The sequence below is a fragment of the Pelagibacterium sediminicola genome (assembly GCF_003390885.1).
GTDB lineage: Bacteria > Pseudomonadota > Alphaproteobacteria > Rhizobiales > Devosiaceae > Pelagibacterium > Pelagibacterium sediminicola.
This window is the reverse complement of sequence record NZ_QMEL01000001.1, coordinates 501961-527263: the sequence shown is the minus strand read 5'-3', so window position 1 is coordinate 527263 and position 25303 is coordinate 501961. Positions and strand designations below refer to the sequence as shown.

The window sequence follows — 25303 nt, the reverse complement described above, 5'->3', positions numbered from 1 at the left end:
GAAAGGCGGTGCCCGCTTGGTTCTGGAAACGTTTTATTGCGCCGTGGCACACGCGTAGTGCGCAAGGACGCCCTGGATCGCGGCAATCAGGAGGGCACGCGCACTTCCATGTGCGGGAAGACCGGGCAGATACTGATCGAGCAGCGGGGCGGGGATGTCGATGCCTTCGAGCCGGTTCATCAGATGGGCGACGGCCGCGATTGCCTGCCGTTCGGACCAATAATAGCGGATGCGGTCGGAATAGCTGAAATGGCGCTGGACCCAGAGGCTTTTCGCGTCGCCGTGATAATGGCGGTTCCAATGATCCGGCGAAGCCTCCATCAGCCGCTCCATCGCCGTCATGAGGCGATTGCGGGGCGGATGGCCATCGAGCGCATCGGCGACGGCATCGAGCCCGTAGAGCGCTTCGCGCATCCGGAACGTCAGCCACGGGCCGACCTTGAGGATCGAGAACCCGGCGCGCACCAGCGCTTCGAGCGCCGCCTCCGTCTGATAATCGGTCGAATGGGCTTCAAACACGATGCCGGGCAGAAACGCGAGCGCCGCCGAAAGGTCGCGGGCCTTGCCGGGATCGAACCGGATGACGTCGGCATGACCGAATTCGACCCCCGGCTGCACGACGAGCGCAATGACCCGCGCAAACGCTTCGCTTGCGCCCGCCGCGGCGAATGCCTCGCGATGAACGGCGTGGGTACGCGCCACCGCCTGGGGCGCGGTGACCGCTACCGTATCCAGCGCCTCGAGCGCGCCGCCGGGCACCGGAACCTCGGTGCCGATCACATAGACCGGGGCGTCCGCGCCGCTATGGGCTTCCGCAACCAGCGCCAGGCGGGCGGCGCGCGCCGCCGTCGTCTCGTCATCGAGAGCGAGGGACTCACCGGCGCAGCCCATCGAGGTATCGAGATGAAGCTTTGAAAAACCCGCCGCGCTATAGGCTGCGATCATCGCTTCGGCTTTTGCCATCGCCGTCTCGGCATCGAGATGCTTCCAGGGGTTGGGGCCCAGATGGTCCCCCCCCAATATGATCCGGTCGGACGGAAATCCGATTCGGGCCGCGATCTCCTCGACGAATGCGCGGAAACGGGTGGGCGTCATGCCGGTATAGCCGCCCTCCTGGTTCACCTGGTTGCAGGTCGCCTCGATCAGCGCGACCCTCCCCGTTTCCTGGGCCAGCAGCAGGGCCGCCTCGATGACCATGGGATGGGCCGAACAGACCGAGGTGATGCCCCCCGGACGCCCGGCATGGAATTGCGCGGCCATTTCGATCAGCGGGTGGTTCATGGGTTTTCCATTCCTCGCGCGGCAAGGAAGGCCCTGAGGTCGGAACGGCTCGACGTGCCTTCCATCGGCCCTCTTTTTCCAACGGCAATGGCCCCGGCGGCGGCGGCCATGATCAGCGCCTCGCGCGTCGGCGCGCCTTGCAGCCACAGGACGGTAAAGGCCGCTCCGAAACAGTCCCCCGCCCCCGTGGGATCAATTTCCTCGACGTCGAAGGCCGGGACGAACTGGCTGCCCTCGCGGTCGTAATGGCGGACGCCCTCCGCTCCTAGCTTGTGGACGATGGCACAAACCCCGCGCCCGAACAGTTCGTCCACCGCCTGCCGGGGCTTTTTGGCGCGGGTGAAAAGGAAAAGCTCGTCCCCTGAAGGCAGGAACAGATCGGCAAGCCCGAGAACCGCCTCCATCGCCTCGCCGATGCCGGGGCTGGCGAGCATTTCCTTGCGCAGATTGGGGTCGAACGACACCGTGCCTCCGCGCGCCTTGACGGCGCGGGCTGCGGCGAGGTTGAAGGCAATGAGGTCGGGACTCGAAAGGGACGAGCCCATCACGTGAAGGTGCCCGGCCCGGTCCAGAACCGGCTGCGCCTTTGCCTTGTCGGGGGGAAGGCCGCAGGCGCTGTGCCGGATATTGAAGATGAAATCGCGCGCGCCATCGGTCCGGTAGCGCACGAATGCGGTGGCGGTGGGATGGCCGGGGGCGATGGCAACGCCCGAGACGTCGACCCCGTCCCGGGACAGGCGTTCGAGCGCCTGGCGACCGAAATCGTCATCCCCGACCGCCGATATGACGGCGCTGGCATGTCCCATCCGGGCGGCCTGATCGGCAAAGATGGCCGGCGCGCCCGAGGGAAAGGGGCCGGTGAGCGCGATCGGTTCGAGAAAACCCATGCCGGGCGCATCCGCCAGGATTTCGGCCAGAACCTCTCCAATGACGACGATGTTCTTCATGGCCCACCCTGATATTGAACTGACGCTCCAGCCCTGCCCAACAAGTTAAAGCGGTGCCATCGGCCCCCGCTCAAGTCAATCGAAATTTTACGCGCGATAAAATTTAACTTTACGTCCGGGTCTGTTATGGTTGGCTTTTTGCGGCCCACCGGGCAAAGAGGAACAGTGGCAAGCTGGCGCAGACAGGACGAGTGAAAAAAACATGCAGGACTCAAAAATCCGCAACATGGAGGAATTTGCCGCCATCAGCGGAATCTCGCGCCCGACGGTCTCGAAATACTTCAACGATCCGGCAAGCGTGCGCAAAAGCACGAGGGACAGGATCGAAAAGGCGCTCGAAGAGCACAATTACCGCCCCAACATCTACGCCATAAACCAGAACCGGCGCACCTCGAAAAGCATCGGCGTGGTCGTGCCCTATCTCGCCGACCCGTTCTTTGCCGAGATGGCACGCCACATCGAGCGCCGCTGCATCGCAGCCGGCTTCTGGCCGATCCTGTTCAGCTCGCACGGGGAAACCCAACTCGAGATCGACATCCTCGACAGCCTGCTCTCGCTCAAGCCCGCCGGGGTGCTGCTAGCCCCGCTAGGGCGCGCATCGGATCGCCGGGCGGTGGAAAAATTCTGCCACGACGTGCCCACGGTCCTGTTCGACAGCAATCTCGAAGGGGTGGGCAAAGCCTTCGTGGGCTCCAACAACTTTCATTCCATCGGGCTGATCGTCGAATATCTGTGCCGGACCGGCGAACCCCCGTGTTTTTTCGAGATGCCTCCGGTCAACCCCAACGCCAACACGCGCCGCCACGCCTATATCCGGACCATGGAAGCGCTGGGGCACAAGGCCCATGTCATCCACGTCGAGGCCCAGGGCTGGGGCTTCGAGGAGGTGGGCTATTCGGAGGGCAAGAAGGTCATTTCCGATGGCAGGCTGCCCACCGACACCATCCTGTGCTCGAACGACCGCCTCGCCATCGGCCTTCTGGCGGCCGCCTATGAAAAGGGAATGCGCGTGGGGCGCGGGCCGGGCTTTGCCCTGCGGATCGCCGGGCATGACGACCACCCTTTTTCCAAATTCACCTCCCCATCGCTCACCACCATCGCCCAGGACTACGCGGCAATCACCGAATACAGCGTCGAGACCCTGTTCCGCCTCATCGAAACCGACAGCAAGAACGCCGAACGCGAAACCAAGCTGTTCGAGAGCAGGCTGGTCATGCGCGCGTCGGCCTGACCGGAGCGCCGACGCTTCCACCCGCCGTTGCACCGGAGATTTAAATTTACGCGCGTAAAGAAAATTATTGACGCCAGGGCATCTATGCCGTTAACCTCTCCGCCGGTACATCCAGTACGCAAGGGAGGATACGGATGAGACTCAAGACCACTTTGCTGGCGGCGTCTGCCCTGGCCCTCGTAGCCGCAGCAGGCGCTTCGGCCGAGGAACTGACCATTGCAACGGTCAACAATTCCGACATGATCATCATGCAGGAGCTGTCCGACCGGTTCACGGCCGAAACCGGCCACACCCTCAACTGGGTCGTTCTTGAAGAAAACGTCCTGCGCCAGCGCGTGACGACCGACATCGCCACCAATGGCGGCTCGTTCGACATCGTGACCATCGGTGCCTACGAAGCCCCGATCTGGGGGGCGCAGGGCTGGCTCAACAGCCTCGACGATTTCGGAGACGATTACGACTACGAGGACATTCTCGAGCCTGTCCGCAACGGACTTTCGGTCGACGGCTCGCTTTATGCCGTGCCCTTTTATGCCGAAAGCTCGTTTACCTTCTATCGCACCGATCTGTTCGAGGCGGCCGGCATCGAAGCGCCGACCGAGCAGATCACCTATGACGAGTTCGCCGAGATCGTCGCTGCCGTGCACGATCCCGACAACGACGTCTTCGGCACCTGCCAGCGCGGCAAGGCGGGCTGGGGCGAGAACATGGCGTTTGTCGGCCCGATGGTCAACGCCTTCGGCGGCCAGTGGTTCGACATGGACTGGAACCCCACCATCGACAGCCCCGAATGGCACGCCGCCATCACCTACTATGTGGACCTGATGAACGCATACGGGCCTCCGGGCGCGTCCTCGAACGGGCACAACGAAAACCGCGCGCTGTTCGCGGACGGCAGGTGCGCCACCTGGATCGATGCGACATCGGCTGCAGGCTATATCTACAACCCCGACGAAAGCTCGGTTGCCGACGTGACCGGCTTCTTCCAGGCCCCCAGGCAGGTAACCGACAAGGGTACGGGCTGGTTCTGGGCCTGGGCGCTCGCCGTTCCCTCGAGCTCCCAGAAGGTCGACGCGGCCAAGGAGTTCCTCGCCTGGGCGACCAGCAAGGACTACGTGGAACTTGTGGGCGAGACCAAGGGCTGGGTCGCCGCACCTCCGGGCACGCGCGCCTCGACCTACGCCAACCCGGCCTATGAGGAAGCCGCGCCCTTCGCCGGCACCGTGCTCAACTCGATCCTTGCCGCCAACCCGGCCGATCCGACGCTCAACCCCGTGCCTTATACCGGCGTTCAGTTCGTCGCGATCCCCGAGTTCCAGGGCATCGGCAATTTCGTGGGCCAACAGATCGCGGCCGCCCTTGCGGGCCAGACCACGGTCGACGAGGCCCTTGCGGCGAGCCAGCAGATGGCCGTGCGCGAAATGACACGGGCCGGTTATATCGACTGACCTCCTCCGGGGTGGGCCGGCTCGCAAGAGCCGGCCTGCTTTTCCTGTTATAGTATCCGTTACAGGCTTTTGGAGATCGCCCCCCGAGGGGACCATATCCTGAAGACTGCCGCCATCATCCGGGGAGGAGCGCATGGCAACCAAAGCATCCCGATCCGCCGCGCGGCTGATGATCTCGCCCGCAGTGATCCTGCTGCTGGGCTGGATGCTCATCCCGTTGGGCATGACGCTCTACTTTTCCTTCCTGCGCTACAACCTCATCATCCCCGGCAACCATCCGTTCGTGGGCTGGGAGAACTACCACTGGTTCGTAACCGATCCCAGTTTTAACGCCGCCATGATCAATACGCTCCTGCTGGTCGGCGGCGTGTTGCTGATCACCGTTCTGGGCGGGATCGGGTTCGCCTTGCTGCTCGACCAGCCCATGTGGGGACAGGGCGTCATCCGCATCATGGTCATCGCGCCATTCTTTGTAATGCCCACCGTCTCGGCACTGGTGTGGAAGAACATGTTCATGAACCCGGTGAACGGCTTTTTCGGCCATATCGCCCACGGACTGGGACTGCCGCCCATCGACTTTTTCAGCCAGATCCCGCTGCTCTCGATCGTCCTGATCGTGAGCTGGCAATGGCTGCCCTTTGCAACGCTCATTCTGTTCACCGCGCTGCAATCGCTCGACCAGGAACAGCTCGAAGCCGCCGAGATGGACGGCGCGCGGTTCGGATCGCGCTTCGCTTTCATCGTCCTTCCCCATCTGGCGCGGGCGATCACCGTCGTCATCCTCATCCAGACGATTTTCCTTTTGTCGATCTTTGCCGAGATTCTCGTCACGACCAATGGCGGTCCGGGGACGGCAACGACCAATCTCACCTATCTGATCTACGTCTCTTCGCTCCTGCAATACGATGTGGGCATGGGCAGCGCGGGGGGCGTCATCGCAATCATCCTTGCCAATATCGTCGCCATCTTCCTGATGCGCATGATCGGCAAGAACCTGGACGCTTGAGGAGAAAGACCATGGCGCGCGCCGTTTCGACTTCCCGCAAGACGTTCAACACTGCCATCGCGGGCCTGCTCGGTTTCGTGATGTTCTTTCCCGTGCTCTGGATCGTGATCCTGTCGTTCAAATCCGAGTTCGACGCGATCCGCTCCCCGCTCGCCATCCTGACTTCGGGCTGGACGCTCGAGAGCTATGGCGCGGTGCAGGCCCGTTCGGACTATTTCAAGCACTTCACCAATTCGGTGGTGATCTCGGTCGGCTCGACCTTTCTGGGGCTGCTCATCGCCGTCCCCGCGGCCTGGTCCATGGCGTTCGTGCCCGCCAAGCGCACCAGAGGCGTCCTGATGTGGATGCTCTCGACCAAGATGCTGCCGCCGGTGGGCGTGCTGGTCCCGATCTACCTCATCTTCCGCGATCTTGGAATCCTCGACACCAACCTTGGGCTGGTGATCGTCCTGATGCTGATGAACCTGCCGATCATCATCTGGATGCTCTACACCTATTTCCGCGAAATCCCCGGCGAAATTCTCGAAGCGGCCCGCATGGACGGGGCGAGCCTGCGCGATGAGGTGCTGTACGTCCTGACGCCGATGGCCGTTCCGGGCATCGCCTCCACGGTGCTGCTCAACATCATCCTCGCCTGGAACGAGGCGTTCTGGACCCTCAACCTCACCGCCGCCCGCGCCGCGCCGCTCACCGCGTTCATTGCCAGTTATTCGAGCCCCGAGGGGCTGTTTTATGCAAAATTGTCCGCCGCATCGGTCATGGCGATCGCACCGATCCTCATCATGGGCTGGTTCAGCCAGAAGCAACTCGTCCGCGGCCTGACGTTCGGCGCGGTGAAATAGGAAAAGAGCATGGGACAGATCGAGCTCAAACAGGTTTCCAAATCGTTCGGCACCGTCGAGGTGATCCGCCCGCTCGACCTCTCGATCGAGGAGGGCGAGTTCGTGGTCTTCGTAGGCCCCTCGGGGTGCGGCAAGTCCACCCTTTTGCGGCTCATCGCCGGGCTTGAGGACGTGACGTCCGGCGCGGTGCTGATCGATGGCGAGGACGCGACGGGCACCGCGCCCGCCAAGCGCGGCCTTGCCATGGTCTTCCAGTCCTACGCCCTTTACCCGCATATGAGCGTGCGCAAGAACATCGCCTTTCCCCTGCGCATGGCCAAGCTGGACAAGAACGAACAGGACCGCCGTGTCGAAGAGGCGGCACGCGTGCTGAACCTTGGCGACTATCTCGACCGGCGCCCCGGCCAGCTCTCGGGCGGCCAGCGCCAGCGCGTCGCGATCGGCCGCGCCATCGTGCGCGAGCCCGCCGCCTTTCTTTTCGACGAGCCGCTTTCCAACCTCGACGCCGCCCTGCGCGTGGGCATGCGGCTCGAGATCAGCGAACTGCACAAGCGGCTCAGGACGACGATGATCTACGTCACCCACGACCAGGTCGAGGCCATGACCATGGCCGACAAGATCGTCGTCCTTCAGGCCGGGGTCATCGAGCAGGTAGGCAGCCCGCTCGAACTTTACCAGCGCCCGCGCAACCTGTTCGTCGCGGGCTTCATCGGCTCACCCAGGATGAACTTAATCGAGGGGCCCGAGGCCGCGAAATACGATGCCCACACGATCGGTATCCGCCCCGAGCATATCGAGATTTCAGAGAGCCAGGGCTCTTGGAAAGGCACCGTCGGCCTCTCCGAACATCTGGGGGCCGACACGTTCTTTCACGTCCAGTGCGCCGTGTCCCCCACCCCCATAACGGTGCGCGCGCCCGGCGAGATGATCCTCAAATATGGCGCCGAGGTCCATCTCACCCCGCGCACCCAATATCTCCATCGTTTCGACAGTGAAGGATTGCGTAAAAATGAGCCGTCTTGAAGGTAAGGTCGCGCTGGTCACCGGCGGGGCGCGCGGTATCGGCCGGGCGATTTGCGAGGCTTTCATCGCCGAGGGCGCACGGGTTGCCGTGGCTGACCTTCTCGCCCAGGAGGCCGCTGAAACGGCTGCCGCCCTCGGCGCAAATGCCATGGCCGTCACCATGGATGTCACCAGCCCCGAGGCGATCGCCAGCGGCGTTGGAGAAGTGGAAAAAGCCTTCGGCGGCATCGATATCCTCGTCAACAATGCGGGGATCTTCAACATGGCCTCGATCGACAAGATCACCTTCGAGGACTACCGCCGCCAGTACGATGTCAACGTTGCGGGCACGATCTTTGCCATCCAGGCGGTGGTGCCGGCGATGAAACGGCGCGGCGGCGGCGCCATCGTCAATTTCGCCTCCCAGGCGGGTCGGCGGGGCGAACCCAACATCACCATCTATTGCTCGACCAAGGCGGCGGTGATCTCGGTCACCCAGTCGCTCGCGCTCGAACTGGCAAGGGACAATATCCGCGTCAACGCTATCGCCCCGGGTGTCATCGACACCCCGATGTGGGACATCGTCGACGCCAAATTCGCCGAGTACGAAAACAAGCCGCTGGGCCAGAAAAAGCGCGAAGTGGGCGAGGCGGTCCCGCTCGGGCGCATGGGCGATCCCGGCGAAGTCGCCGGGCCATGCATCTTTCTTGCCTCCGATGAAGCCCGCTACGTCACCGCCCAGACACTCAACGTCGATGGCGGCAACTGGATGAGCTGACGCGCAACGCGGCGCAAAATCCCGGCCGCGGCGGCCCTGCCGCGGCACACAAGCCAGTTGCAAAAAGAGTATCTTTCCATGGCCATCCCCCTTGCCGACGCCACCCTTGACCAGCTTCCCCCGGACATAAAGCGCCCGGCCTATGACCGCGCGCGTCTCAGCCCCGGAATCGTTCATATCGGCGTGGGTAATTTCCATAGGGCCCATCAGGCATGGTATCTGCACCGGCTGATGCAGATGGGGCTGGCCCATGACTGGGCGATCGTGGGGGCCGGGGTGCGGCCCAGCGATGCCGAGCAGCGCGAAAAACTGGCCGCCCAGGATTTTCTCACCACCCTTGTCGAACTCGACCCCTCCGGGCGCTCGGCGGAGGTGATCGGCTCGATGATCGATTTTCTGCCCGTCGAGTCCGACAACGCCGCGCTCGTCGCCCGTATGGCCCGGCCCGACATCCGCATCGTCTCGCTCACCGTCACCGAAGGCGGATATTATCTCGATCCTCTTGGGGAACTGGACGTGTCCCACCCCGACATCGTCCATGACGCAACGCATCCGCAAACGCCCCGCACCGCGTTCGGAGCCATGGTTGCCGCATTGCGCGAGCGCCGCGCCAGCCGAACGGGTCCGTTCACGGGGCTGTGCTGCGACAACCTCCAGGCCAATGGCGAGGTCCTTCGCCGCGTCGTCGTCTCTCTTGCCCGCCTTTCCGATCCGGCGCTTGCCGACTGGATCGAGCGCAATTGCTCGTTCCCCAACGCCATGGTCGATTGCATCGTGCCGGCGACCGGCCCCAAGGAAATTGCGCTTGCGGCGGAATTTGGCATAAGGGACGCCGCACCCGTTACCCACGAAAACTTCCGCCAATGGGTGATCGAGGATGATTTTTGCCGCGGGCGGCCCGATTGGGACAAGGCGGGCGCAACCTTCACCAGCGATGTCCACGCCTTCGAGCGCATGAAGCTCAGGATGCTCAATGGCGGCCATCAGGTGATTTCCGATCTGGGCGAACTGCTCTCGGTGGCAACGATTGCCGCCACGATGGAGCACGCCGGCATCCGAGCGGTGTTCGAAAAGGTCGAGCGCGAGGAGATCATGCCCCATGTCGCGCCCGTATCCGGCTATACGCCGGAGCAATATCTCGACCTTCTGCTCCGCCGGTTCGCCAACCCCATGATCGGCGACACGACGCGGCGCGTCGCGTTCGACGGTTCGTCCCGCCATCCGGGATTCGTCCTCGGCAGCGTTCGGGACGGGCTTGCGGCGGGAACCCCGGTCGAGGGGCTGGCGCTGGTCGAGGCGGCCTGGGCGCGCATGTGCTACGGCACGCGCGAGGACGGATCGCCGATCGAACCCAACGATCCGCTCTGGAACCAGTTGCAGGCAACGGCGCGTGCGGCACGCCAGACCCCGCGCGCCTGGCTCGACATGGGCCGCATCTATGGCGATCTCGGCCGGCACCCGCGTTTTGCCGATGCCTTTGAAAACTGGCTGTCGCTGATCTGGCAAAAGGGCACCCCAGCCGCGATCGCGGCGTATCTGGGCGATGACCGGTGAGGGACGGCATGCGGGCGATCTATTTTCCCTCGAAAGACAGGACCGAAACCGGCGAAATCCCCGACCCCGTGGCCGGCCCGGGGGAGGTCGTCATCGCGGTGCGGGCCAGCGGAATCTGCCACACCGATATCGAGGTCAGACGCGGAAACTATGGCAGTTCGGCATTTCCCATCGTGCCCGGTCACGAATATGCCGGGGAGATCGTCGAAACCGGGGCGGGGGTTGAAGGGCTCCGGATCGGGGACCGCGTCGTGGTCGATCCCAATATCGAATGCGGCACATGCGCGCCGTGCCGGCGGGGCTGGGCGCATCTGTGCGAAAGGCTGGGCGCCTACGGCGTTACCGTCAATGGCGGCTTTGCCGAAAAAAGCGTCGTGCGCGCCGCCGCGGCGCATCCGATCGGCGACATGAGCTATGGAATGGCCGCGCTGGCCGAACCGGTCGGCTGCGTTCTCAACGGGCTGTCTCCGCTGAAAGGCCGCATCATCGACCGCGCGCTGATCTTCGGCGCCGGACCGATGGGGCTCCTGATGGGGCTGACGCTCAAGGCGCAAGGGATCGCCGAGGTGGTTGCCGTCGACCGCAACGAAGCGCGCCTCGGGATGGCCAGCGCATTTGGCATCACCGGCCATATGGCAGGAGCGCCCCAACTGGCCGGACTGCACCAGTCCTTCGACCTCGCCGTCGATGCCACCGGCGTCCCCGAGGTTGCCTCCAGCCTCCTCGATTATACGGCCAATGGCGGCGCCGCGCTGTTTTTCGGGGTCTGCCCGCAGGAGGCCCACATCGGGATTTCCCCGTTCGAAGTCTTCCGCCGCCAGCTTTCGCTGCTCGGCACCCATTCGCTCAACCACAACATCCCCAGGGCCCTCGAAACGATACGCGCCATAGGGCCGCGGATCGGCACGGTGGTCACCCACAGCCTGCCGATGGAAGAGGTGGCGGCAATCCTTGCGGGCCATCCACCCGCCGACAGCATGAAAGTGCAGATGGTACTGGGGTAAAACGACCAGAGCGTTTCAGCTCTTGATTGAACCGGCACAGAGCACGGTTTCCACAAAGCCTACAGCCTCGACAATTCCGTCAAACACTGACGCGCGCTAAGCCTGCCCTTCCAGCCCCTCGATCATCTCAAGGCATGCGCTGAGCTGATCGAGTTCGATGAATTCATCGGGCTTGTGGGCCTGCTCGATCGAGCCCGGACCGCAGATCACCGTATCGATACCAAGCTCCTGGAACAGGCCCGCCTCGGTGGAAAAGGCAACGCACTGGGCCGGGTCCTCATTGCCGGTGAGGGCGCGGACCAGCGCCATGGCTTCCGACCGGCTCATCGGTTCGAGCCCGGCCACCTCGCCGATCGTCTCGGTGATGATCGCGGCATCGGGGTGAATGGTCTGCATGCGCGGGAGCAGTTCGGTTTTGACGAAATCGTGGATCTGGGCGTGGCTGAACTCGTAGTCCGGCCCGCTCACATGACGCAGCTCCCACTCCACCGAACACGAGCCCGCGATGATGTTGCGGGCAATCCCCCCCGCCATGCGCCCGACCTGGATGGTGGACCAGGGCGGATCGAACCGGCTTCCCTCCGGCGCCCGCGTTTTCAGCGTCTCGCCGATCTCAAGCAGCCTGGTGACGTAGCACACCGCGTATTCGATGGCGTTGACGCCCAGATCGGGGGCCGATCCGTGCCCTTCGAGCCCCAGGAAGGTCGTCGTATATTCGCAGCACCCCTTATGCCCTTCGACGATCTTCATCATCGTGGGCTCGCCCACGATGCACAGCGAGGGCTTGCGCCCGCTGGCCTGCAATTCGCGCAGCATCACCTGCGCGCCCAGGCAGCCCACCTCCTCGTCATAGCTGAACGCCAGATGGATCGGGCGTTTCAGCCCGATCTCCTGCAAGCGCGGCGCAAAGGCAAGGGCGCAGGCGATGAACCCCTTCATGTCGCAGGCCCCGCGCCCATAGACGCGCCGGTTGCGCAGCGTTGCGGTAAAGGGGTCCGAACGCCATTCCTGTCCCTCAACCGGCACGACGTCGGTATGGCCTGAAAGAACGATGCCGCCATCCTGGTCGGGCGGGCCCAGCGTTGCAAACAGATTGCCCTTGTTGCCATCGGGATTGAGCGTCAGATAGGTCCGCGCGCCGATCTGGTCGAGCCGCTGGTTGATATAGGCGATCATCTCGAGATTGCTGTCGCTGGAGACGGTCGCAAAACCGATGAGATCGGCAAGAATCGCCAGCGTTTCGCCAAGCAGTTTGTGGGCCATGACGGGTCCTATGGTTTGACGTGAAGCTCGCGCGGAACATTGGCGAGGCATTCCGGCCCGCCCGCGTCGGTGATGCGCATGGTTTCGGTGATCTCGAGCCCCCATTCGGGCGTCCAGATCGCGGGCATGAAGTGAAAGACCATGTTGGATTTGAGCACCGTCCGGTCGCCGGGCCGGATGCTCATGGTGTGCTCGCCCCAGTCCGGCGGATAGGCCAGCCCCACCGAATAACCGGTGCGCGAGGTCTTTTCGACGCCGTATCTCCTCAGCACCCCAAAGAAGGCCTCGGCGATCTCCCCGCACGTATAGCCCGGTCTTGCAACCGCCATCCCCGCTTCCATGCCTTCGAGCACGGCCTGCTGGGCCGTCAGCATTTCCCTGGGCGGGGTGCCCAGAAAGACCGTGCGCGAAATCGGGCAATGGTAGCGCCGGTAGCACCCGGCGATCTCAAAGAACGTTCCTTCCCCGCTCACCAGTTCCCGGTCGTCCCAGGTAAGGTGCGCCGCCGCCGCATCGCGGCCCGAGGGCGTGAGCGGCACGATCGCCGCATAGTCGCCCCCGATGCCCTCGGCGCCGGTCAGCGAAGCCTGATAGATTTCGGCGACCAGTTCGTTTTTCCTCAGCCCCGGCCGCGTCACGTCGCGGATGCGCGCGTGCATGGCTTCAACGATCCGTGCGGCCTTACCCATATAGTCGATCTCGGCGGGTGATTTGACCGATCTTTGCCAGCCGACCAGCGTCGTGGCATCGACGATCTTCACATCGCTGATTTCGGCACGCAGCGTTTCAAGGCAGGCGGCGGTGAAATAATAGGTATCCATTTCAACCCCGATGCGCAGCCGGTCCCAGCCCTTGTCCCTGAGGATGCCGCACAGATGCGCATAGGCGTGCTTTTCGGGATTCTGGACGTAATCGTCGGGGTAGGAAAAGATGGAATCATCGCCCAGCCAGGTGGTTTTCTGCGCTCCCACCGCGTCCATCGGACGCCCCCACCACAAGGGTTCGCCGGTGAGCGGGACGATGACCGCCTGATGCACATAGAACGACCAGCCGTCATAGCCGGTCAGCCAGTGCATGTTGCAGGGATTGGTGGCGATGAGAACATCGATGCCCTTCGCCTCCATGGCGCGGCGGGTCGCCTCGAGCCTGTCGCCATATTCGGCACGGGTGAACGATAGACGATCATTTTCCATTTGTGTGATCCCCCCGGAAAAATGTCAGGTCGAAATCCTGGTGCCCATACCGGCGGCGAGCGCGCGGACGCAGGCCAGATCGGCAATGGCCGTATCCTGCACGCCGGTCCCGGTGAGATCGGCGATGGTGATCTCGGCGGCACTCTCCCGCCCGCGATGCGCTCCCGCGATGATGGCGCCCAGCTCGGCAAAAGGAGCGTCGGGCGCAATCAGCCCCGCCGCGATGGCGTGATGGAGTTCTCCCAGCCGCCGCGTCTGGGAAAGACTGTCGGCAACGTAAAGGTCGGCGCGCAGCAGCGCCTGGGGCGCGATCTCGTTCTTGTGCTCGGCGTCCGACCCCATGGCGGTGATATGCTGGCCCGGCTCGAGCCACTCCGCTTCGACAAGCGGGGTTGCCGCCGGCGTCGTGGTGATGACGATATCGGCGCCGCGCATGGCATCCCTTGCGGTCGGGAAGACTTTGGCATCCAGCCCTCGATCCGCCGCTACGCGCTGCGCGAAAACCTGCGCCTTCTGGTCATCGCGCGCCCAGACGCGCACCTCGTCGATCTCGCGCACCAGCGCCAGCGCCTCGAGTTGCATCCGTGCCTGCATGCCCGCCCCGATGATCGCGACCGAGCGCGCATCTTCGCGCGCCAGATGATCGGCGGCGACGGCCCCGGCAGCAGCGGTGCGCACGTCGGTGAGGTAGCCATTGTCGAGCAGCAGGGCTTCGAGCAGGCCCGTGCGCGTGCTCAGCACCGCCATCATGCCGTTGGTCGAGGAAAGGCCCATGGCGGGATTGTCGAAAAAACCGGGGCTGATCTTGATGGCGAACCGCAAAAGGCCGGGCACGTAGGCGGTCTTGACGTCGACCTCGCCATTGGCATCGGCAATGTCGAGCCGCAGGATCGGCGGCATGACGACCGATCCTGCGGCGAGCGTCTCGAACGCGGACCGGACACAGGCCACCGCTTCATCGTCCAGACGCACGAGGCCCTCGAGCTGGGCCTGGGTGAGAATCCTGACCGTTGCCATCACGCGCCTTTCTTGAACGCAGCATGGGTGCGGGCAATGATGGCGCCATGCACCGTGCTGTCGATATTTTTCCCGCTCAGGACCAGCGCCGTGGGCCCGCGCGGGGCGAACCTGCCGGAAATGAGCGCCGCGATACCGACCGCGCCCGCCCCCTCGAGCACATCCCGTTCCGCCTCATAGCCATAGGCGATCCCCTCGGCGATCTCGCGCTCGGTCAAAAGGATCACATCGTCGACCAGCGCCTTTGTCATGGCGAAAGTATAGCGATTGTCGAGCCCGATGCCCCCGCCAAGGGAATCGGCGAGCGTTTCCACCTCTTCGACGAGCACGGGCTTGCCCGCGTCAAGCGATGCGGCCATCGCCGCGCCGCGCTCCATGGAAATCCCGATGATGCGCGTTGCCGGCGAATGGGCCTTGACGGCAAGCGCGACGCCCGAGATCAGCCCGCCGCCCGAAAGCGGCACGAGCACCGCTTCAAGCTCCGGCACGGCCTCGATGATTTCCAGCCCCAGCGTGCCCTGGCCCGCGATGACTTCGGGATGGTCGAAAGGCGGTATGTCGATGAGACCGCCTTTATCGACGAGCCTGTCGATCTCGGCCTGCGCATCGTCCTGGCTCCGGCCCACGATACGCGCTTCCGCACCGAGGCTCTTTACGGCCTCGACCTTGTTGGCGGGCACGAGCGATGACATGCAGATGACCGCCCGCGCGCCCGCAACGCTTGCGGCATGGGCGAGAGCCCGCCCGTGATTGCCCGTCGATGCCGCCCCGACGCCGCGCCGCCGCTGCCCCTCGGACAGCGACAGGATGGCGTTGGTCGCCCCGCGCAGCTTGAAGCTGCCGGTTGGAAGCAGGTGATCTTTCTTGAGATAGACGGGGTGCCCGGCCCGTTTACTCAGCGCGGCGCTCTCGACAAGCGGCGTGCGGCCGGCAAACGGCGCCACCCGCTGCCGGGCGGCGAACACGTCCTCGATCGTCACGGCATCGGCCATGCACCACTCCCCCCGGAAAATCAGGAAGCCGATCCCGCCGGAAACCCATGCTTTCGGATGGCATCCTGCAGGAGAGCGGCCCATCGACTATGCATTCGGACCTTCGGGGCAGTCCTTCCAATTTACCGCCCCTGCACAGACGGTCTTGCTGCGAATAAGGCGCCTATATAGACGTATCATCCCTCGACTTGGCCCCATAAGTCCGCAACCTTAACTGGTCAAGCATAGCCAAGCTGATCGGGCAGTATTGTCATCCACGGACAACATCTTGCACCGTTTACCGGATGCAATGGGTCCGTTAGGCTGTGAGAAGCTGTGACATATTGCGGATCATCTATGTTTATGACCTGCCGTCACCAAATAGGCTGGAAATAGGCCAGACAAACAGGAGGAATTATGCGCAAGACAATTTTGACCCCCGTCAACGGATGCCTTCTCGCCGGCGCCTTTATCATCGGCTTTGCCGGTGCCGCCCAGGCCGCGAGCCTTTCAGAGATCCAGGAAAGCGGGACGATCCGCGTCGCCATCGCCAACGAAATCCCTTACGCATATATCGATCCGGTCACCGGTGAGACCAAGGGCGCCGGGCCGGACGTGGCCGCCTACATCGCCGGACAGCTCGGCATCGACACCATCGAATGGGTCACCGTCGACTTCTCCTCGCTCATCCCCGGGCTGCAGGCGGATCGTTTCGATATGGTCGCCGCTGAAATGGCGATCATCCCGACCCGATGCGCGACCGTCATCTATTCCGAGCCCAACACCTCCTATGGCGAGGGCCTTCTGGTCGCGGCGGGCAACCCCAAGGACATCGGCGCCTATGCCGATTTCGCCGAAAATCCCGACCTCAAGGTCGCCATCATGGCCGGCGCCAACCAGCTCGACATGATGCAGGCGCTCGGGGTCAACGAGGACCAGATGGTGACGATCTCGTCCAACGCCGACGCGATCTCGACGGTTTCGACCGGCCGCGCCGACGCCTATGCCGCAACCGGGCTCACCGCCAACGAGCTGGCCGACCAGAGCGATGCCGTGGAACTGGTGGCCGGCTTCTCCGACCCCATCATCAACGGCGAGGCCCAGCGTTCCTGGGGCGGCTTTGTCTTTGCGCAAGGTTCGGAAGACCTGCGCGACGCGGTCAACGAGGTGCTGGCCGAATACAAGCAGACCGATGAATGGGAAGCCACGGTCTCGGGCTACGGCTTCACCGATACCGACGTTTCGCGCTCGTTCGACCGCACCACCGAAGAGCTTTGCTCATAAGGCCCGGTCAACGACATCAGATCCCGGGACCGGTGGGTAACGCCGCCGGTCCCGGCCGGACAACCCCGTTCACCAACGCCGGATCGAGACAGACCCCATGGATTGGACCGCCTATCTCAATCCCTTGATGCAGGGCGCCTGGGTCACGATCCAGTTGACCTTCTATTCGACGATATTGGGCGCCATCCTTTCCTTTGCCGCCGGCATCGGAAAGACCTCCACGAACCTTGCCGTCCGCTCGCTTGCGGTCACCTATATCGAGGTTTTCCGCGGCACTTCGCTTCTGGTGCAGCTTTTCTGGCTCTATTTCGCGCTTCCCGTCGCCGGGCAGGCGCTGGGGATCGACCTCAGACTGCCCCCGGTCGTCGCCGGGGTGCTCGCGCTCTCGCTCAATATCGGGGCCTACGGCGCCGAGGTGGTGCGCGGCGCCATCGAGGCGGTCTCCAGGGACCAATACGAGGCCGCCAAGGCGCTCAATTTCACGCCGCGCAAGACGCTCTGGCGCATCGCGCTGCCCCAGGCCATCCCCGAAATGATGCCGTCCTTTGGCAATCTGGCCATCCAGAATCTCAAGGATACCGCGCTCGTTTCGCTCATCAGCCTTTCGGATCTCGCCTTCAGGGCCGAGCAGTTGCGCAATTTCACCCAGGATTCGACCACGATCTACACCATGGCACTGTTCATGTATTTCGGGCTGGCGCTGGTCCTGACGGCCATGATGAAGATGCTTGAATTTTATGTCGGCCGCTGGCGCGCGGGGGGGAGATAACGCCATGCTGTTCGGAATCGCATGGGATACATCGAGCGGCTGGGCATTCGCCATATCCATCCTGCCCATCCTTTTGCGCGGGCTGGTGGTCACCATCCAGGCGACGGTGGTGGGCTTTTTCATCGCCCTCGTCGTGGGGCTCGTCTGGGCCGCGCTGAAAGCGGCCCCGCTCAGGATCGTCTCCTGGCCGGCGGCCATCGTCACCGAGTTCCTGCGCGACACCCCGCTCCTCATCCAGCTCTTCTTTCTCTATTACGTCCTGCCCGAATACGGCATCGTTCTACCCGCCTTCATGACCGGGGCGCTGGCGCTGGGGCTGCAATATTCGGCCTATACCTCGGAGGTCTATCGCGCCGGCATCGAGGCGGTGCCGCGCGGCCAGCACGAAGCGGCGCGGGCGCTCAACCTCAAAGGCATGCGCACCTTCACCCATATCGTTCTGCCCCAGGCCGTTCCACGCATCATCCCCGCCATGGGCAACTACCTGGTTTCGATCATGAAGGACGTACCGCTGCTCTCGGTCGTGACCGTCCTCGAAATGCTCAACGTTGCGCGCATCATCGGCGACCGGACATTCAACTATCTCATCCCGCTGTCGATGGTGGGCGGCATCTATCTCATCATGACCCTGATCGCATCGGCCGGCGTACGCTTTCTCGACATGCGATTGCCCAAGAGAGGAATCCCGCTGAAATGACCGAGCCGATCATCAAATTCGACAAGGTCGTCAAACGCTTCGACAGCTTCGTCGTCCTCGATGAACTCGACTTCGAGGTCAGGCCCGGCGAAAAGGTCACCATCATCGGGCCCTCGGGCTCGGGCAAGTCGACCGTTCTGCGCGTGCTGATGACTCTCGAGCCGATCTCGGAAGGCGTCGTTTATGTCGATGGCGACACGCTCTGGCACGAAAAGGACGCCAATGGCAGATTGCGGCCAGCCGGCGAGGGCCATCTGCGCAGGATGCGCGAAAAGCTGGGCATGGTCTTCCAGCAGTTCAATCTCTTTCCCCACATGACCGTGCGGCGCAACATCACCGAAGCGCCCACCCAGGTGCTGGGCATACCCAGGGCCGAGGCACGCGAAAGGGCCGACGACCTGCTCGACATGGTGGGCCTGCGCGAGCACGCCGACAAATATCCGCACCAGCTTTCGGGCGGCCAGCAGCAACGCGTCGGCATCGCCCGGGCGCTGGCCATGCGCCCCAAGATCATGCTGTTCGACGAACCGACCTCCGCGCTCGATCCCGAACTGGTCGGTGAAGTGCTCAACGTCATCCGGCGGCTGGCCGAGGAACACGACCTCACCATGCTGCTCGTGACCCACGAGATGAATTTCGCCCAGCAGATTTCGGATCGCGTCTGCTTTTTCGATCGCGGCAAGGTGCTCGAACAGGCGCCGCCCGAAGAATTGTTCACCGATCCCAAGCAGGAGCGCACACGCGCGTTTCTCAAGGCGGTACTCGAGAGCAACTGAGCCGGGACGAACGCGAAAAAGACCGCTACGCCCGCCGCACGCTTCGTCCGGCGGACGATTTACGTGCATCCTTTTCCCAAAACTGGACGCATGCCCGCCGACAGTTGTAGTCTGCCCTCATCAAAACAACCGGGAAAGAGGGCACGGCCATTCGCCACAGTCATATAAAACTCGACAGTCGCGACCTGAAGATCCTCTCGATCCTGCAGCGCGAGGGCCGCATACCCAAGGCAGCGCTCGCCGAGCGTGTCAACCTCACGCCCACCCCATGCTGGGAACGCCTCAAGCGGCTCGAGGACGCCGGCATCATCGAAAGCTACGGCGCGCGCATATCCCTGCGCACCTTCGGACCGCTGACCATCGTGTTCGTGCAGATCGAACTCGACAGCCATCAGGCCGAGGACTTCGCCCGGTTCGAGACGGCCATCTCGACCATCGACCAGATCGTGGAATGCTGGGCCGTGGGCGGCGGGATGGACTATCTGATCAAGGTCGTGACCCGCGACCTCGAAACCTACCAGAAACTGATCGACGACCTGCTCGCCGCCAAGGTCGGCGTCAAGCGCTACTATTCCTATGTCGTGACCGCCCCGGTCAAGAACGAGCCCCTGCCACTGACCAGCCTCATCCAGACGAGCTGACGGCAAGGCGCGCCAGCGCGCCCTTCTTCGCAGACGAACCGTCTCCCCGACCTCCGATCGGGCAGCAAATCCATCGGCTTTTGGCGCCCAGATTGGCGCCAGCCTCTCCCCGTTCGCCGCTAGTGTGGGCGGCAAAACACCAGGGAGAGTCATCGTCGTGTCCAGCCTGTCTGCAAAGCATATCGGGAGCGGTCTTGCATCACGTCTGGATGACCCGGACCTTTTCTTCCCCTTTGCCTATGTGGGCGGCGGGGCGATCGAGGCCGCGTCCCGCGCAACCCTTGGCGTGACCGATCCGGCCAGCGGCACGGTGCTGGGCCATATTCCTTCGCTTGATGCCGATGAATCGCGCCACGCCATCGATGTCGCGGAAGAAAGCTTTCCCGCATGGTCCGCCCTTTTGCCCCAGGAGCGCTCGGCCATCCTGCGGCGCTGGTACGAATTGATCGTCGAGGCGCGCGAGGACCTCGCCCGGATCATGACCGCCGAACAGGGCAAGCCGATCTCCGAGGCACGCGGGGAGATCGACTATACCGCCTCCTTTGTCGAATTCTACGCCGAGGAAGCCAAACGCCCCAATATCGAATCGGTGACCTCTCACCTGCCCAATGCCGAGGTCGAGCTCTGGCGCGAGCCGGCGGGCGTTGCAGCCCTCATCACCCCCTGGAACTTTCCCGCCGCCATGATCACCCGCAAAGCGGCGGCGGCGATGGCGGCGGGCTGCACCTGCCTTGTCCATCCCTCCTCGGAAACCCCGTTTTCCGCCACCGCGCTGGCCGTGCTGGCGGGCCGGGCCGGGGTGCCGGCGGGCGTCTTCAACGTCGTCACGGGCCGCGCCCCCATCATCGTCGAGCCCTGGACGGCCGATGCTCGCGTCCGGGTGCTCTCCTTTACCGGCTCGACCGAGATCGGCCGCCTGCTCTACCGGCAATCGGCAGGTACGATCAAGAAACTGGTGATGGAACTGGGCGGCCACGCCCCCTTCATCGTCTTTGCCGACGCCGATCTCGACCACGCCGTCGAGGAGGCGGTAAAGGCCAAGTTCGCGACATCGGGGCAGGACTGCCTCGGCGCCAATCGCTTTTATATCGAGCGCCGGCTCTACGACGCCTTTTGCGCCCGGTTCGCCGAGGTCACGGCGGCGCTTTCGGTCGGCCCGGGCGAAACCGATCCCGATATCGGCCCGCTGATGAACGCCCGCGCCATCGATAAGCAGATCGAACACGTCGAGGACGCGCTCGCCAAGGGTGCGCGTTGCCTCACCGGCGGCAAGCGCGGCGCGCAGGGAGACCTCTTTTTCCAGCCGACCGTTCTCGCCGACGTCCCCGACACCGCGCTCATCATGGCCGAGGAAACCTTCGGGCCGGTGGCAGCGCTCACCCCCTTCGATTCCGAAGAGGACGTGGTCGCGCGCGCCAATGCGACCGAATATGGCCTCATCGCCTATCTCCACACCCGCGACCCGCGCCGCATCTACCGCGTTTCGCGCCAGCTCCAGTTTGGCATGCTGGCGGTCAACCGCACCAAAATCACCGGCGCACCCATCCCCTTTGGCGGCTTCAAGCAGTCGGGCCTGGGGCGCGAAGGCGCCCGGCTCGGCCTCGAGGAGTTCACCGAAGTCAAATATGTCTGCCGCGACTGGGGCAGCTAGGGCCGGGACCGCGACAACCCTTCCACACCGATTTCCAGACCTTCCACAAGGACGCCATGCCATGCTGACCAATGACCAACTCGACCGCTGGGACCGCGACACATTCTTCCATCCCTCGACCCACCTCGCCCAGCACGCGCGCGGCGAAAGCCCCAGCCGCATCGTCACCGGCGGTTCCGGCGTTTATATCGAGGACCGCAACGGCAACCGCCTTCTCGACGCCTTTGCCGGGCTCTATTGCGTCAATGTCGGCTATGGGCGCACCGAAATCGCCGACGCCATTGCCGAGCAGGCAAAAGAACTGGCCTATTACCACGCCTATGTCGGGCACGGCACCGAAGCCTCGATCACGCTGGCCAAAATGGTCCTCGACCGCGCGCCCAAATCCATGAGCAAGGTTTATTTCGGCCTTGGGGGGTCGGACGCCAACGAGACCAACATCAAGCTGGTCTGGTACTACAACAACATCCTCAACCGGCCGGAAAAAAAGAAGATCATCTCGCGCTGGCGAGGCTATCACGGCTCGGGACTGATGACCGGCTCGCTGACCGGGCTGGCGTCGTTCCACGCCAAGTTCGATCTGCCGCTTCCCTATGTGCTGCACACCGAAGCGCCCTACTACCTGCGCCGCCCGCGCCTCGAGATGAGCGAGGCCGAGTTCGTTGCCCATTGCGTCGAGGAACTCGAAGCGCTGATCGCCCGCGAGGGGGCCGATACGATCGCGGCCTTCATCGGCGAACCCGTCCTGGGCACCGGCGGCATCGTGCCGCCCCCAGAAGGTTATTGGGAGGCCATCCAGGCCGTTCTGGCCAAGAACGACATCTTGCTCATCGTCGATGAAGTGGTCACCGGCTACGGCAGGCTCGGCACGATGATGGGGTCGGACCATTACGGCATCACCCCCGATATCATCACCATCGCCAAGGGCCTCACCTCGGCCTACGCGCCGCTTTCCGGCTCGATCGTGGGCGAGAAAATGTGGAAGGTGCTCGAACAGGGAACCGACGAGAACGGCCCGATCGGCCATGGCTGGACCTATTCCGCCCACCCGATCGGCGCCGCCGCCGGCGTCGCCAACCTCAAGCTGATCGATACGCTCGGGCTCGTCGAGAACGCCGGCACGGTCGGCGCCTACCTCGTCGCACAGATGAAGGAGGCGCTGGGCGACCACCCGCATGTGGGGGAAATCCGTGGCGAGGGCATGCTGTGCGGGATCGAGTTCGTCAAGGACCGCGACAGCCTCACCTTCTTTGACCCCGGCGAGAAGGTCGGCCCGCGTATCGCGACCGAACTGGCCAAAAAGGGCGTCATCGGGCGCGCCATGCCCCAGGGCGACATTCTGGGTTTTGCACCCCCGCTCTGCCTGACCCGGCAAGAAGCCGACATCGTCGTCGATCGCACGGCCGCAGCGGTGCGCGCCGTCCTCGAAACGGCTTCCTGATCGACGTCAGACCCCGGCGCGAAACGCTCCCTCCCATTCGTGGTTGCCCGGTCCGTCCGGGCAACCCAGCCCAGGGTTTCCATTTTTTCAAATTATCACTTGCATATTTTTGCAATCATTTATATGAAGCCACCAATCCGCTTCACAATGCCATTGCAAACTATAAGGATACCCCATGACCCAGCGGCCCGAAGTCACCGGTTTTTTCGATCCCCGCACCTGGTCCATCCAGTACGTGGTTGCCGATCCGGCGACCGGAAAATGCGCGATCATCGATCCGGTGCTCGACTATGACGAAAAGTCGGCTGCGACCGCGACCGCCCATGCCGACACCATCCTCAACTTCATCGCCGATAAGGGTTATACGGTCGAGTGGATCCTCGACACCCATCCCCATGCCGACCACTTTTCCGCCGCCGCCTATCTCAAGGACAAGACCGGCGCGCCGACCGCCATCGGCGAAAAGGTGACCGAAGTCCAAACGCTCTGGAAGGACTATTACAACTGGCCCCACTTCCCCGCCGACGGCTCGCAATGGGACAAGTTGTTTGCCGATGGCGAAACCTTCAGGATTGGCAATATCGATGCGCGCGTCATGTTCTCGCCCGGCCACACGCTGGCTTCGATCACCTATGTGATTGGCGACGCCGCCTTCGTCCACGACACGCTGTTCATGCCCGATAGCGGCACCGCCCGCGCCGACTTTCCCGGCGGGAATGCGGGCCAATTGTGGAATTCGATCCAGGCCATCCTGGCCCTGCCCGACGATACCCGCGTCTTTACCGGGCATGACTACCAGCCGGGCGGGCGCGAGCCGAGGTGGGAATCGAGCGTTGCCGAGCAGAAGGCGAAAAACATCCATATGTCGGTTTATAAGACCGAGGCCGAGTTCGTTGCCGCACGCGAGGCGCGTGACAGGACGCTCGCCATGCCCAAGCTGATCCTTCACGCCCTCCAGATCAACACCAATGCCGGGCGCCTGCCCGAACCCGAGGACAATGGACGGCGCTATCTCAAGATCCCGATGAACCTGCTCGAAGGCGCCGCCTGGGACGACTGATGCAGATTTCCGATGAGGCCCGCGAGCTCAGGGGCAAGGTCGGTGAAGCCACCGCCTTCCTCAAGAAGCTCTCCAACCCCGACCGCCTGCTGGTCGCCTGCGCGCTTGTTGAAGGCGAGCGGTCGGTGCGCGAACTCGAGGACGGGTTGGGCATCCGCCAGCCCGGCCTTTCCCAACAGCTCGCCGAACTGCGCGAGGCCGGGCTGATCGTCGGACGCAAGGAAGGCAAGCAGGTGTTCTACCGGCTCGCCGATCCGCGCATCCGGATTTTCGTCCACACCATGCACGATCTGTTCTGCAAGTGAAACAAAGGAGAACTGCCATGAAAATCAATGTGGGAACGCCAGATCGCATCGCCCGCCTGATCGTCGGGGTCTTGCTGATGATCGCCCCCTTCATCACCGGCTGGGCGCTGTTTGCCAACCCGGTCTGGACCTGGGTCTTCGTCATCGTCGGGCTGGTGCTCGCCGTCACCGGCCTCGTCCGCTTCTGCCCCGCCTATGCGCTTTTCAATCTCTCGACTTCGGAGACCAAGGATAAATGACTGAATTTACGCCCTGGCTGTCACTGGCCGGCGGCGGCCTGATCGGCCTTGCCGCCGTCCTTTTGATGGCCTTTCACGGTCGCATCGCCGGAATGACCGGCATCCTCTCGGGCCTCGTGCCGCCCTTTTCCAACGATTGGGGCTGGCGCGCCGCCTTCCTTGTGGGCGCCATCGCCGCCCCGGCGCTGGTCGTTATCTCGTCGGGATATGCCATTCCCTTTGAAAGCCCCACGCCCGCGCCGTGGCTGATCGTCGGCGGACTGGTCGTCGGGGTCGGGGTATATCTGGGCTCGGGCTGCACCTCCGGTCACGGCGTTTGCGGCATGGCCCGCCTTTCGCCGCGCTCGATCGTTGCAACGCTCACCTTCATGGCCTTTACCGCCCTGACCGTCTTCATCATCCGCCATCTCATCGGAGGCTTTTGAATGGCCCGCATTCTTTCCGCCCTCGCCATCGGCCTCGTCTTTGGCGCAGGGATCGCCCTTTCGGGCATGGCCAATCCGGCCAAGGTGCTGAACTTTTTCGATTTTTTCGGAACGTGGGACCCCTCGCTCGCCTTCGTCATGGGCGGCGCGCTCATCGTCACCGCCATCGGATATCTGTTCGTTCTCAGGCGCAATGCGCCGGTCTTTGACAGGCTGTTTCATCTCCCGACACGCCGCGACATCGACATGCCGCTGGTTGCAGGCTCAGCCATTTTCGGGATCGGCTGGGGCATCACCGGTTTTTGCCCCGGCGGCGCCATCCCCGCGCTCGGGCTGGGCCATGGCGATGCGTGGCTGTTCGTGGGCGCGATGACTGCCGGCATCGCCCTGGCGCGCCTTGCCCGTCAAACCCTTGCAACCCGCGCCAGCATCAGGGCCGCTTGAACATGTGGCCCTTCAACATCTTTCGTAAGAGTGG

Annotated in this window: 26 protein-coding genes and 1 pseudogene; 21 read left to right on the top strand and 6 right to left on the bottom strand. The window is 63.5% G+C overall.

The window, feature by feature from the left end; genetic code table 11:
- Positions 1-33: 33 nt before the first annotated feature.
- Positions 34-1281, bottom strand: coding sequence for a D-tagatose-bisphosphate aldolase, class II, non-catalytic subunit (locus tag DQG18_RS02515; protein WP_116652626.1), 1248 nt, complete (start codon positions 1279-1281; stop codon positions 34-36).
- Positions 1278-2228, bottom strand: a complete 951-nt coding sequence (locus DQG18_RS02510) for a sugar kinase (RefSeq protein ID WP_116652625.1) — start codon at positions 2226-2228, stop codon at positions 1278-1280. Before DQG18_RS02510 ends, DQG18_RS02515 begins: the two co-directional genes overlap by 4 nt.
- 202 nt (positions 2229-2430) lie before the next feature.
- Between DQG18_RS02510 and DQG18_RS02505 the strand changes: the two genes are divergently transcribed.
- The 8 genes from DQG18_RS02505 (at position 2431) to DQG18_RS02470 (ending at position 11093) form a co-directional block, all read left to right on the top strand.
- Positions 2431-3459: a LacI family DNA-binding transcriptional regulator gene (locus tag DQG18_RS02505; protein ID WP_116652624.1), complete on the top strand. Its 1029-nt coding sequence runs from the start codon at positions 2431-2433 to the stop codon at positions 3457-3459.
- 134 nt (positions 3460-3593) lie between these two features.
- Positions 3594-4907, top strand: coding sequence for an ABC transporter substrate-binding protein (locus DQG18_RS02500; RefSeq protein WP_116652623.1), 1314 nt, complete (start codon positions 3594-3596; stop codon positions 4905-4907).
- Positions 4908-5040: 133 nt separating this feature from the next.
- On the top strand, positions 5041-5913 hold the full coding sequence (locus DQG18_RS02495) for a carbohydrate ABC transporter permease (RefSeq protein ID WP_116652622.1): 873 nt from the start codon (positions 5041-5043) through the stop codon (positions 5911-5913).
- A gap of 11 nt (positions 5914-5924) precedes the next feature.
- Positions 5925-6755: a carbohydrate ABC transporter permease gene (locus DQG18_RS02490; RefSeq protein ID WP_116652621.1), complete on the top strand. Its 831-nt coding sequence runs from the start codon at positions 5925-5927 to the stop codon at positions 6753-6755.
- A gap of 9 nt (positions 6756-6764) precedes the next feature.
- Entirely contained in the window at positions 6765-7778 is a 1014-nt protein-coding gene (locus DQG18_RS02485) for an ABC transporter ATP-binding protein (RefSeq protein WP_116652620.1), read from the top strand.
- Entirely contained in the window at positions 7765-8535 is a 771-nt protein-coding gene (locus DQG18_RS02480; RefSeq protein WP_116652619.1) for an L-iditol 2-dehydrogenase, read from the top strand. Before DQG18_RS02485 ends, DQG18_RS02480 begins: the two co-directional genes overlap by 14 nt.
- A 78-nt stretch (positions 8536-8613) precedes the next feature.
- Complete coding sequence (locus DQG18_RS02475; RefSeq protein ID WP_116652618.1) at positions 8614-10089, top strand: mannitol dehydrogenase family protein; 1476 nt, start codon at positions 8614-8616, stop codon at positions 10087-10089.
- Between the two features lie 8 nt (positions 10090-10097).
- Positions 10098-11093: an alcohol dehydrogenase catalytic domain-containing protein gene (locus DQG18_RS02470; RefSeq protein ID WP_116652617.1), complete on the top strand. Its 996-nt coding sequence runs from the start codon at positions 10098-10100 to the stop codon at positions 11091-11093.
- A gap of 96 nt (positions 11094-11189) precedes the next feature.
- On the opposite strand, the gene argE is transcribed toward DQG18_RS02470, so the two are convergent.
- The 4 genes from argE to eutB are packed head-to-tail and all read right to left on the bottom strand — an operon-like array spanning position 11190 to position 15558.
- Positions 11190-12356, bottom strand: coding sequence for an acetylornithine deacetylase (gene argE / locus DQG18_RS02465; RefSeq protein WP_116652616.1), 1167 nt, complete (start codon positions 12354-12356; stop codon positions 11190-11192).
- 8 nt (positions 12357-12364) lie between these two features.
- Positions 12365-13549, bottom strand: a complete 1185-nt coding sequence (locus DQG18_RS02460; RefSeq protein ID WP_116652615.1) for a M24 family metallopeptidase — start codon at positions 13547-13549, stop codon at positions 12365-12367.
- A 24-nt stretch (positions 13550-13573) separates the two neighbouring features.
- Complete coding sequence (gene eutC / locus DQG18_RS02455) at positions 13574-14566, bottom strand: ectoine utilization protein EutC (RefSeq protein ID WP_116652614.1); 993 nt, start codon at positions 14564-14566, stop codon at positions 13574-13576.
- Positions 14566-15558, bottom strand: coding sequence for a hydroxyectoine utilization dehydratase EutB (gene eutB, locus DQG18_RS02450; protein ID WP_116652613.1), 993 nt, complete (start codon positions 15556-15558; stop codon positions 14566-14568). The genes eutC and eutB overlap by 1 nt, the downstream gene beginning before the upstream one ends.
- Positions 15559-15954: 396 nt before the next feature.
- Between eutB and ehuB the strand changes: the two genes are divergently transcribed.
- The 13 genes and pseudogenes from ehuB to DQG18_RS02390 all read left to right on the top strand — a co-directional run bounded on the left by ehuB (position 15955) and on the right by DQG18_RS02390 (position 25269).
- Positions 15955-16821, top strand: coding sequence for an ectoine/hydroxyectoine ABC transporter substrate-binding protein EhuB (gene ehuB / locus DQG18_RS02445; RefSeq protein WP_116652612.1), 867 nt, complete (start codon positions 15955-15957; stop codon positions 16819-16821).
- Between the two features lie 97 nt (positions 16822-16918).
- Positions 16919-17590 (top strand): ectoine/hydroxyectoine ABC transporter permease subunit EhuC, encoded by a 672-nt coding sequence (gene ehuC / locus DQG18_RS02440; protein WP_116652611.1) that lies wholly within the window; start codon positions 16919-16921, stop codon positions 17588-17590.
- Between the two features lie 4 nt (positions 17591-17594).
- Entirely contained in the window at positions 17595-18287 is a 693-nt protein-coding gene (ehuD, locus tag DQG18_RS02435; protein WP_116652804.1) for an ectoine/hydroxyectoine ABC transporter permease subunit EhuD, read from the top strand.
- Complete coding sequence (gene ehuA / locus DQG18_RS02430; protein ID WP_116652610.1) at positions 18284-19063, top strand: ectoine/hydroxyectoine ABC transporter ATP-binding protein EhuA; 780 nt, start codon at positions 18284-18286, stop codon at positions 19061-19063. The genes ehuD and ehuA overlap by 4 nt, the downstream gene beginning before the upstream one ends.
- A 119-nt stretch (positions 19064-19182) precedes the next feature.
- Positions 19183-19317: pseudogene (locus tag DQG18_RS16675) on the top strand (winged helix-turn-helix transcriptional regulator); the annotation flags it as partial.
- Positions 19318-19425: 108 nt separating this feature from the next.
- A complete protein-coding gene (locus tag DQG18_RS16670; RefSeq protein ID WP_342771495.1) occupies positions 19426-19704 on the top strand; it encodes an Lrp/AsnC ligand binding domain-containing protein in 279 nt (92 codons plus the stop codon).
- A 157-nt stretch (positions 19705-19861) separates the two neighbouring features.
- Positions 19862-21355, top strand: coding sequence for an NAD-dependent succinate-semialdehyde dehydrogenase (locus tag DQG18_RS02420; protein ID WP_116652608.1), 1494 nt, complete (start codon positions 19862-19864; stop codon positions 21353-21355).
- Positions 21356-21416: 61 nt separating this feature from the next.
- Entirely contained in the window at positions 21417-22796 is a 1380-nt protein-coding gene (locus DQG18_RS02415; RefSeq protein WP_116652607.1) for an aspartate aminotransferase family protein, read from the top strand.
- 175 nt (positions 22797-22971) lie between these two features.
- On the top strand, positions 22972-23856 hold the full coding sequence (locus DQG18_RS02410; RefSeq protein ID WP_116652606.1) for an MBL fold metallo-hydrolase: 885 nt from the start codon (positions 22972-22974) through the stop codon (positions 23854-23856).
- On the top strand, positions 23856-24161 hold the full coding sequence (locus DQG18_RS02405) for an ArsR/SmtB family transcription factor (RefSeq protein ID WP_116652605.1): 306 nt from the start codon (positions 23856-23858) through the stop codon (positions 24159-24161). The genes DQG18_RS02410 and DQG18_RS02405 overlap by 1 nt, the downstream gene beginning before the upstream one ends.
- Positions 24162-24178: 17 nt before the next feature.
- A complete protein-coding gene (locus DQG18_RS02400) occupies positions 24179-24400 on the top strand; it encodes a YgaP family membrane protein (RefSeq protein ID WP_116652604.1) in 222 nt (73 codons plus the stop codon).
- Positions 24397-24825, top strand: a complete 429-nt coding sequence (locus tag DQG18_RS02395) for a YeeE/YedE family protein (RefSeq protein ID WP_116652603.1) — start codon at positions 24397-24399, stop codon at positions 24823-24825. Before DQG18_RS02400 ends, DQG18_RS02395 begins: the two co-directional genes overlap by 4 nt.
- Entirely contained in the window at positions 24826-25269 is a 444-nt protein-coding gene (locus DQG18_RS02390) for a DUF6691 family protein (protein ID WP_116652602.1), read from the top strand.
- The last annotated feature ends 34 nt before the right edge of the window (positions 25270-25303 follow it).

Coding starts and splice junctions, on each gene's coding strand:
- DQG18_RS02515 (WP_116652626.1), bottom strand. CDS start 1,281: ATGAACCACCCGCTGATCGAAATGGCCGCGCAATTCCATGCCGGGCGT.
- DQG18_RS02510 (WP_116652625.1), bottom strand. CDS start 2,228: ATGAAGAACATCGTCGTCATTGGAGAGGTTCTGGCCGAAATCCTGGCG.
- DQG18_RS02505 (WP_116652624.1), top strand. CDS start 2,431: ATGCAGGACTCAAAAATCCGCAACATGGAGGAATTTGCCGCCATCAGC.
- DQG18_RS02500 (WP_116652623.1), top strand. CDS start 3,594: ATGAGACTCAAGACCACTTTGCTGGCGGCGTCTGCCCTGGCCCTCGTA.
- DQG18_RS02495 (WP_116652622.1), top strand. CDS start 5,041: ATGGCAACCAAAGCATCCCGATCCGCCGCGCGGCTGATGATCTCGCCC.
- DQG18_RS02490 (WP_116652621.1), top strand. CDS start 5,925: ATGGCGCGCGCCGTTTCGACTTCCCGCAAGACGTTCAACACTGCCATC.
- DQG18_RS02485 (WP_116652620.1), top strand. CDS start 6,765: ATGGGACAGATCGAGCTCAAACAGGTTTCCAAATCGTTCGGCACCGTC.
- DQG18_RS02480 (WP_116652619.1), top strand. CDS start 7,765: ATGAGCCGTCTTGAAGGTAAGGTCGCGCTGGTCACCGGCGGGGCGCGC.
- DQG18_RS02475 (WP_116652618.1), top strand. CDS start 8,614: ATGGCCATCCCCCTTGCCGACGCCACCCTTGACCAGCTTCCCCCGGAC.
- DQG18_RS02470 (WP_116652617.1), top strand. CDS start 10,098: ATGCGGGCGATCTATTTTCCCTCGAAAGACAGGACCGAAACCGGCGAA.
- argE (WP_116652616.1), bottom strand. CDS start 12,356: ATGGCCCACAAACTGCTTGGCGAAACGCTGGCGATTCTTGCCGATCTC.
- DQG18_RS02460 (WP_116652615.1), bottom strand. CDS start 13,549: ATGGAAAATGATCGTCTATCGTTCACCCGTGCCGAATATGGCGACAGG.
- eutC (WP_116652614.1), bottom strand. CDS start 14,566: ATGGCAACGGTCAGGATTCTCACCCAGGCCCAGCTCGAGGGCCTCGTG.
- eutB (WP_116652613.1), bottom strand. CDS start 15,558: ATGGCCGATGCCGTGACGATCGAGGACGTGTTCGCCGCCCGGCAGCGG.
- ehuB (WP_116652612.1), top strand. CDS start 15,955: ATGCGCAAGACAATTTTGACCCCCGTCAACGGATGCCTTCTCGCCGGC.
- ehuC (WP_116652611.1), top strand. CDS start 16,919: ATGGATTGGACCGCCTATCTCAATCCCTTGATGCAGGGCGCCTGGGTC.
- ehuD (WP_116652804.1), top strand. CDS start 17,595: ATGCTGTTCGGAATCGCATGGGATACATCGAGCGGCTGGGCATTCGCC.
- ehuA (WP_116652610.1), top strand. CDS start 18,284: ATGACCGAGCCGATCATCAAATTCGACAAGGTCGTCAAACGCTTCGAC.
- DQG18_RS02415 (WP_116652607.1), top strand. CDS start 21,417: ATGCTGACCAATGACCAACTCGACCGCTGGGACCGCGACACATTCTTC.
- DQG18_RS02410 (WP_116652606.1), top strand. CDS start 22,972: ATGACCCAGCGGCCCGAAGTCACCGGTTTTTTCGATCCCCGCACCTGG.
- DQG18_RS02405 (WP_116652605.1), top strand. CDS start 23,856: ATGCAGATTTCCGATGAGGCCCGCGAGCTCAGGGGCAAGGTCGGTGAA.
- DQG18_RS02400 (WP_116652604.1), top strand. CDS start 24,179: ATGAAAATCAATGTGGGAACGCCAGATCGCATCGCCCGCCTGATCGTC.
- DQG18_RS02395 (WP_116652603.1), top strand. CDS start 24,397: ATGACTGAATTTACGCCCTGGCTGTCACTGGCCGGCGGCGGCCTGATC.
- DQG18_RS02390 (WP_116652602.1), top strand. CDS start 24,826: ATGGCCCGCATTCTTTCCGCCCTCGCCATCGGCCTCGTCTTTGGCGCA.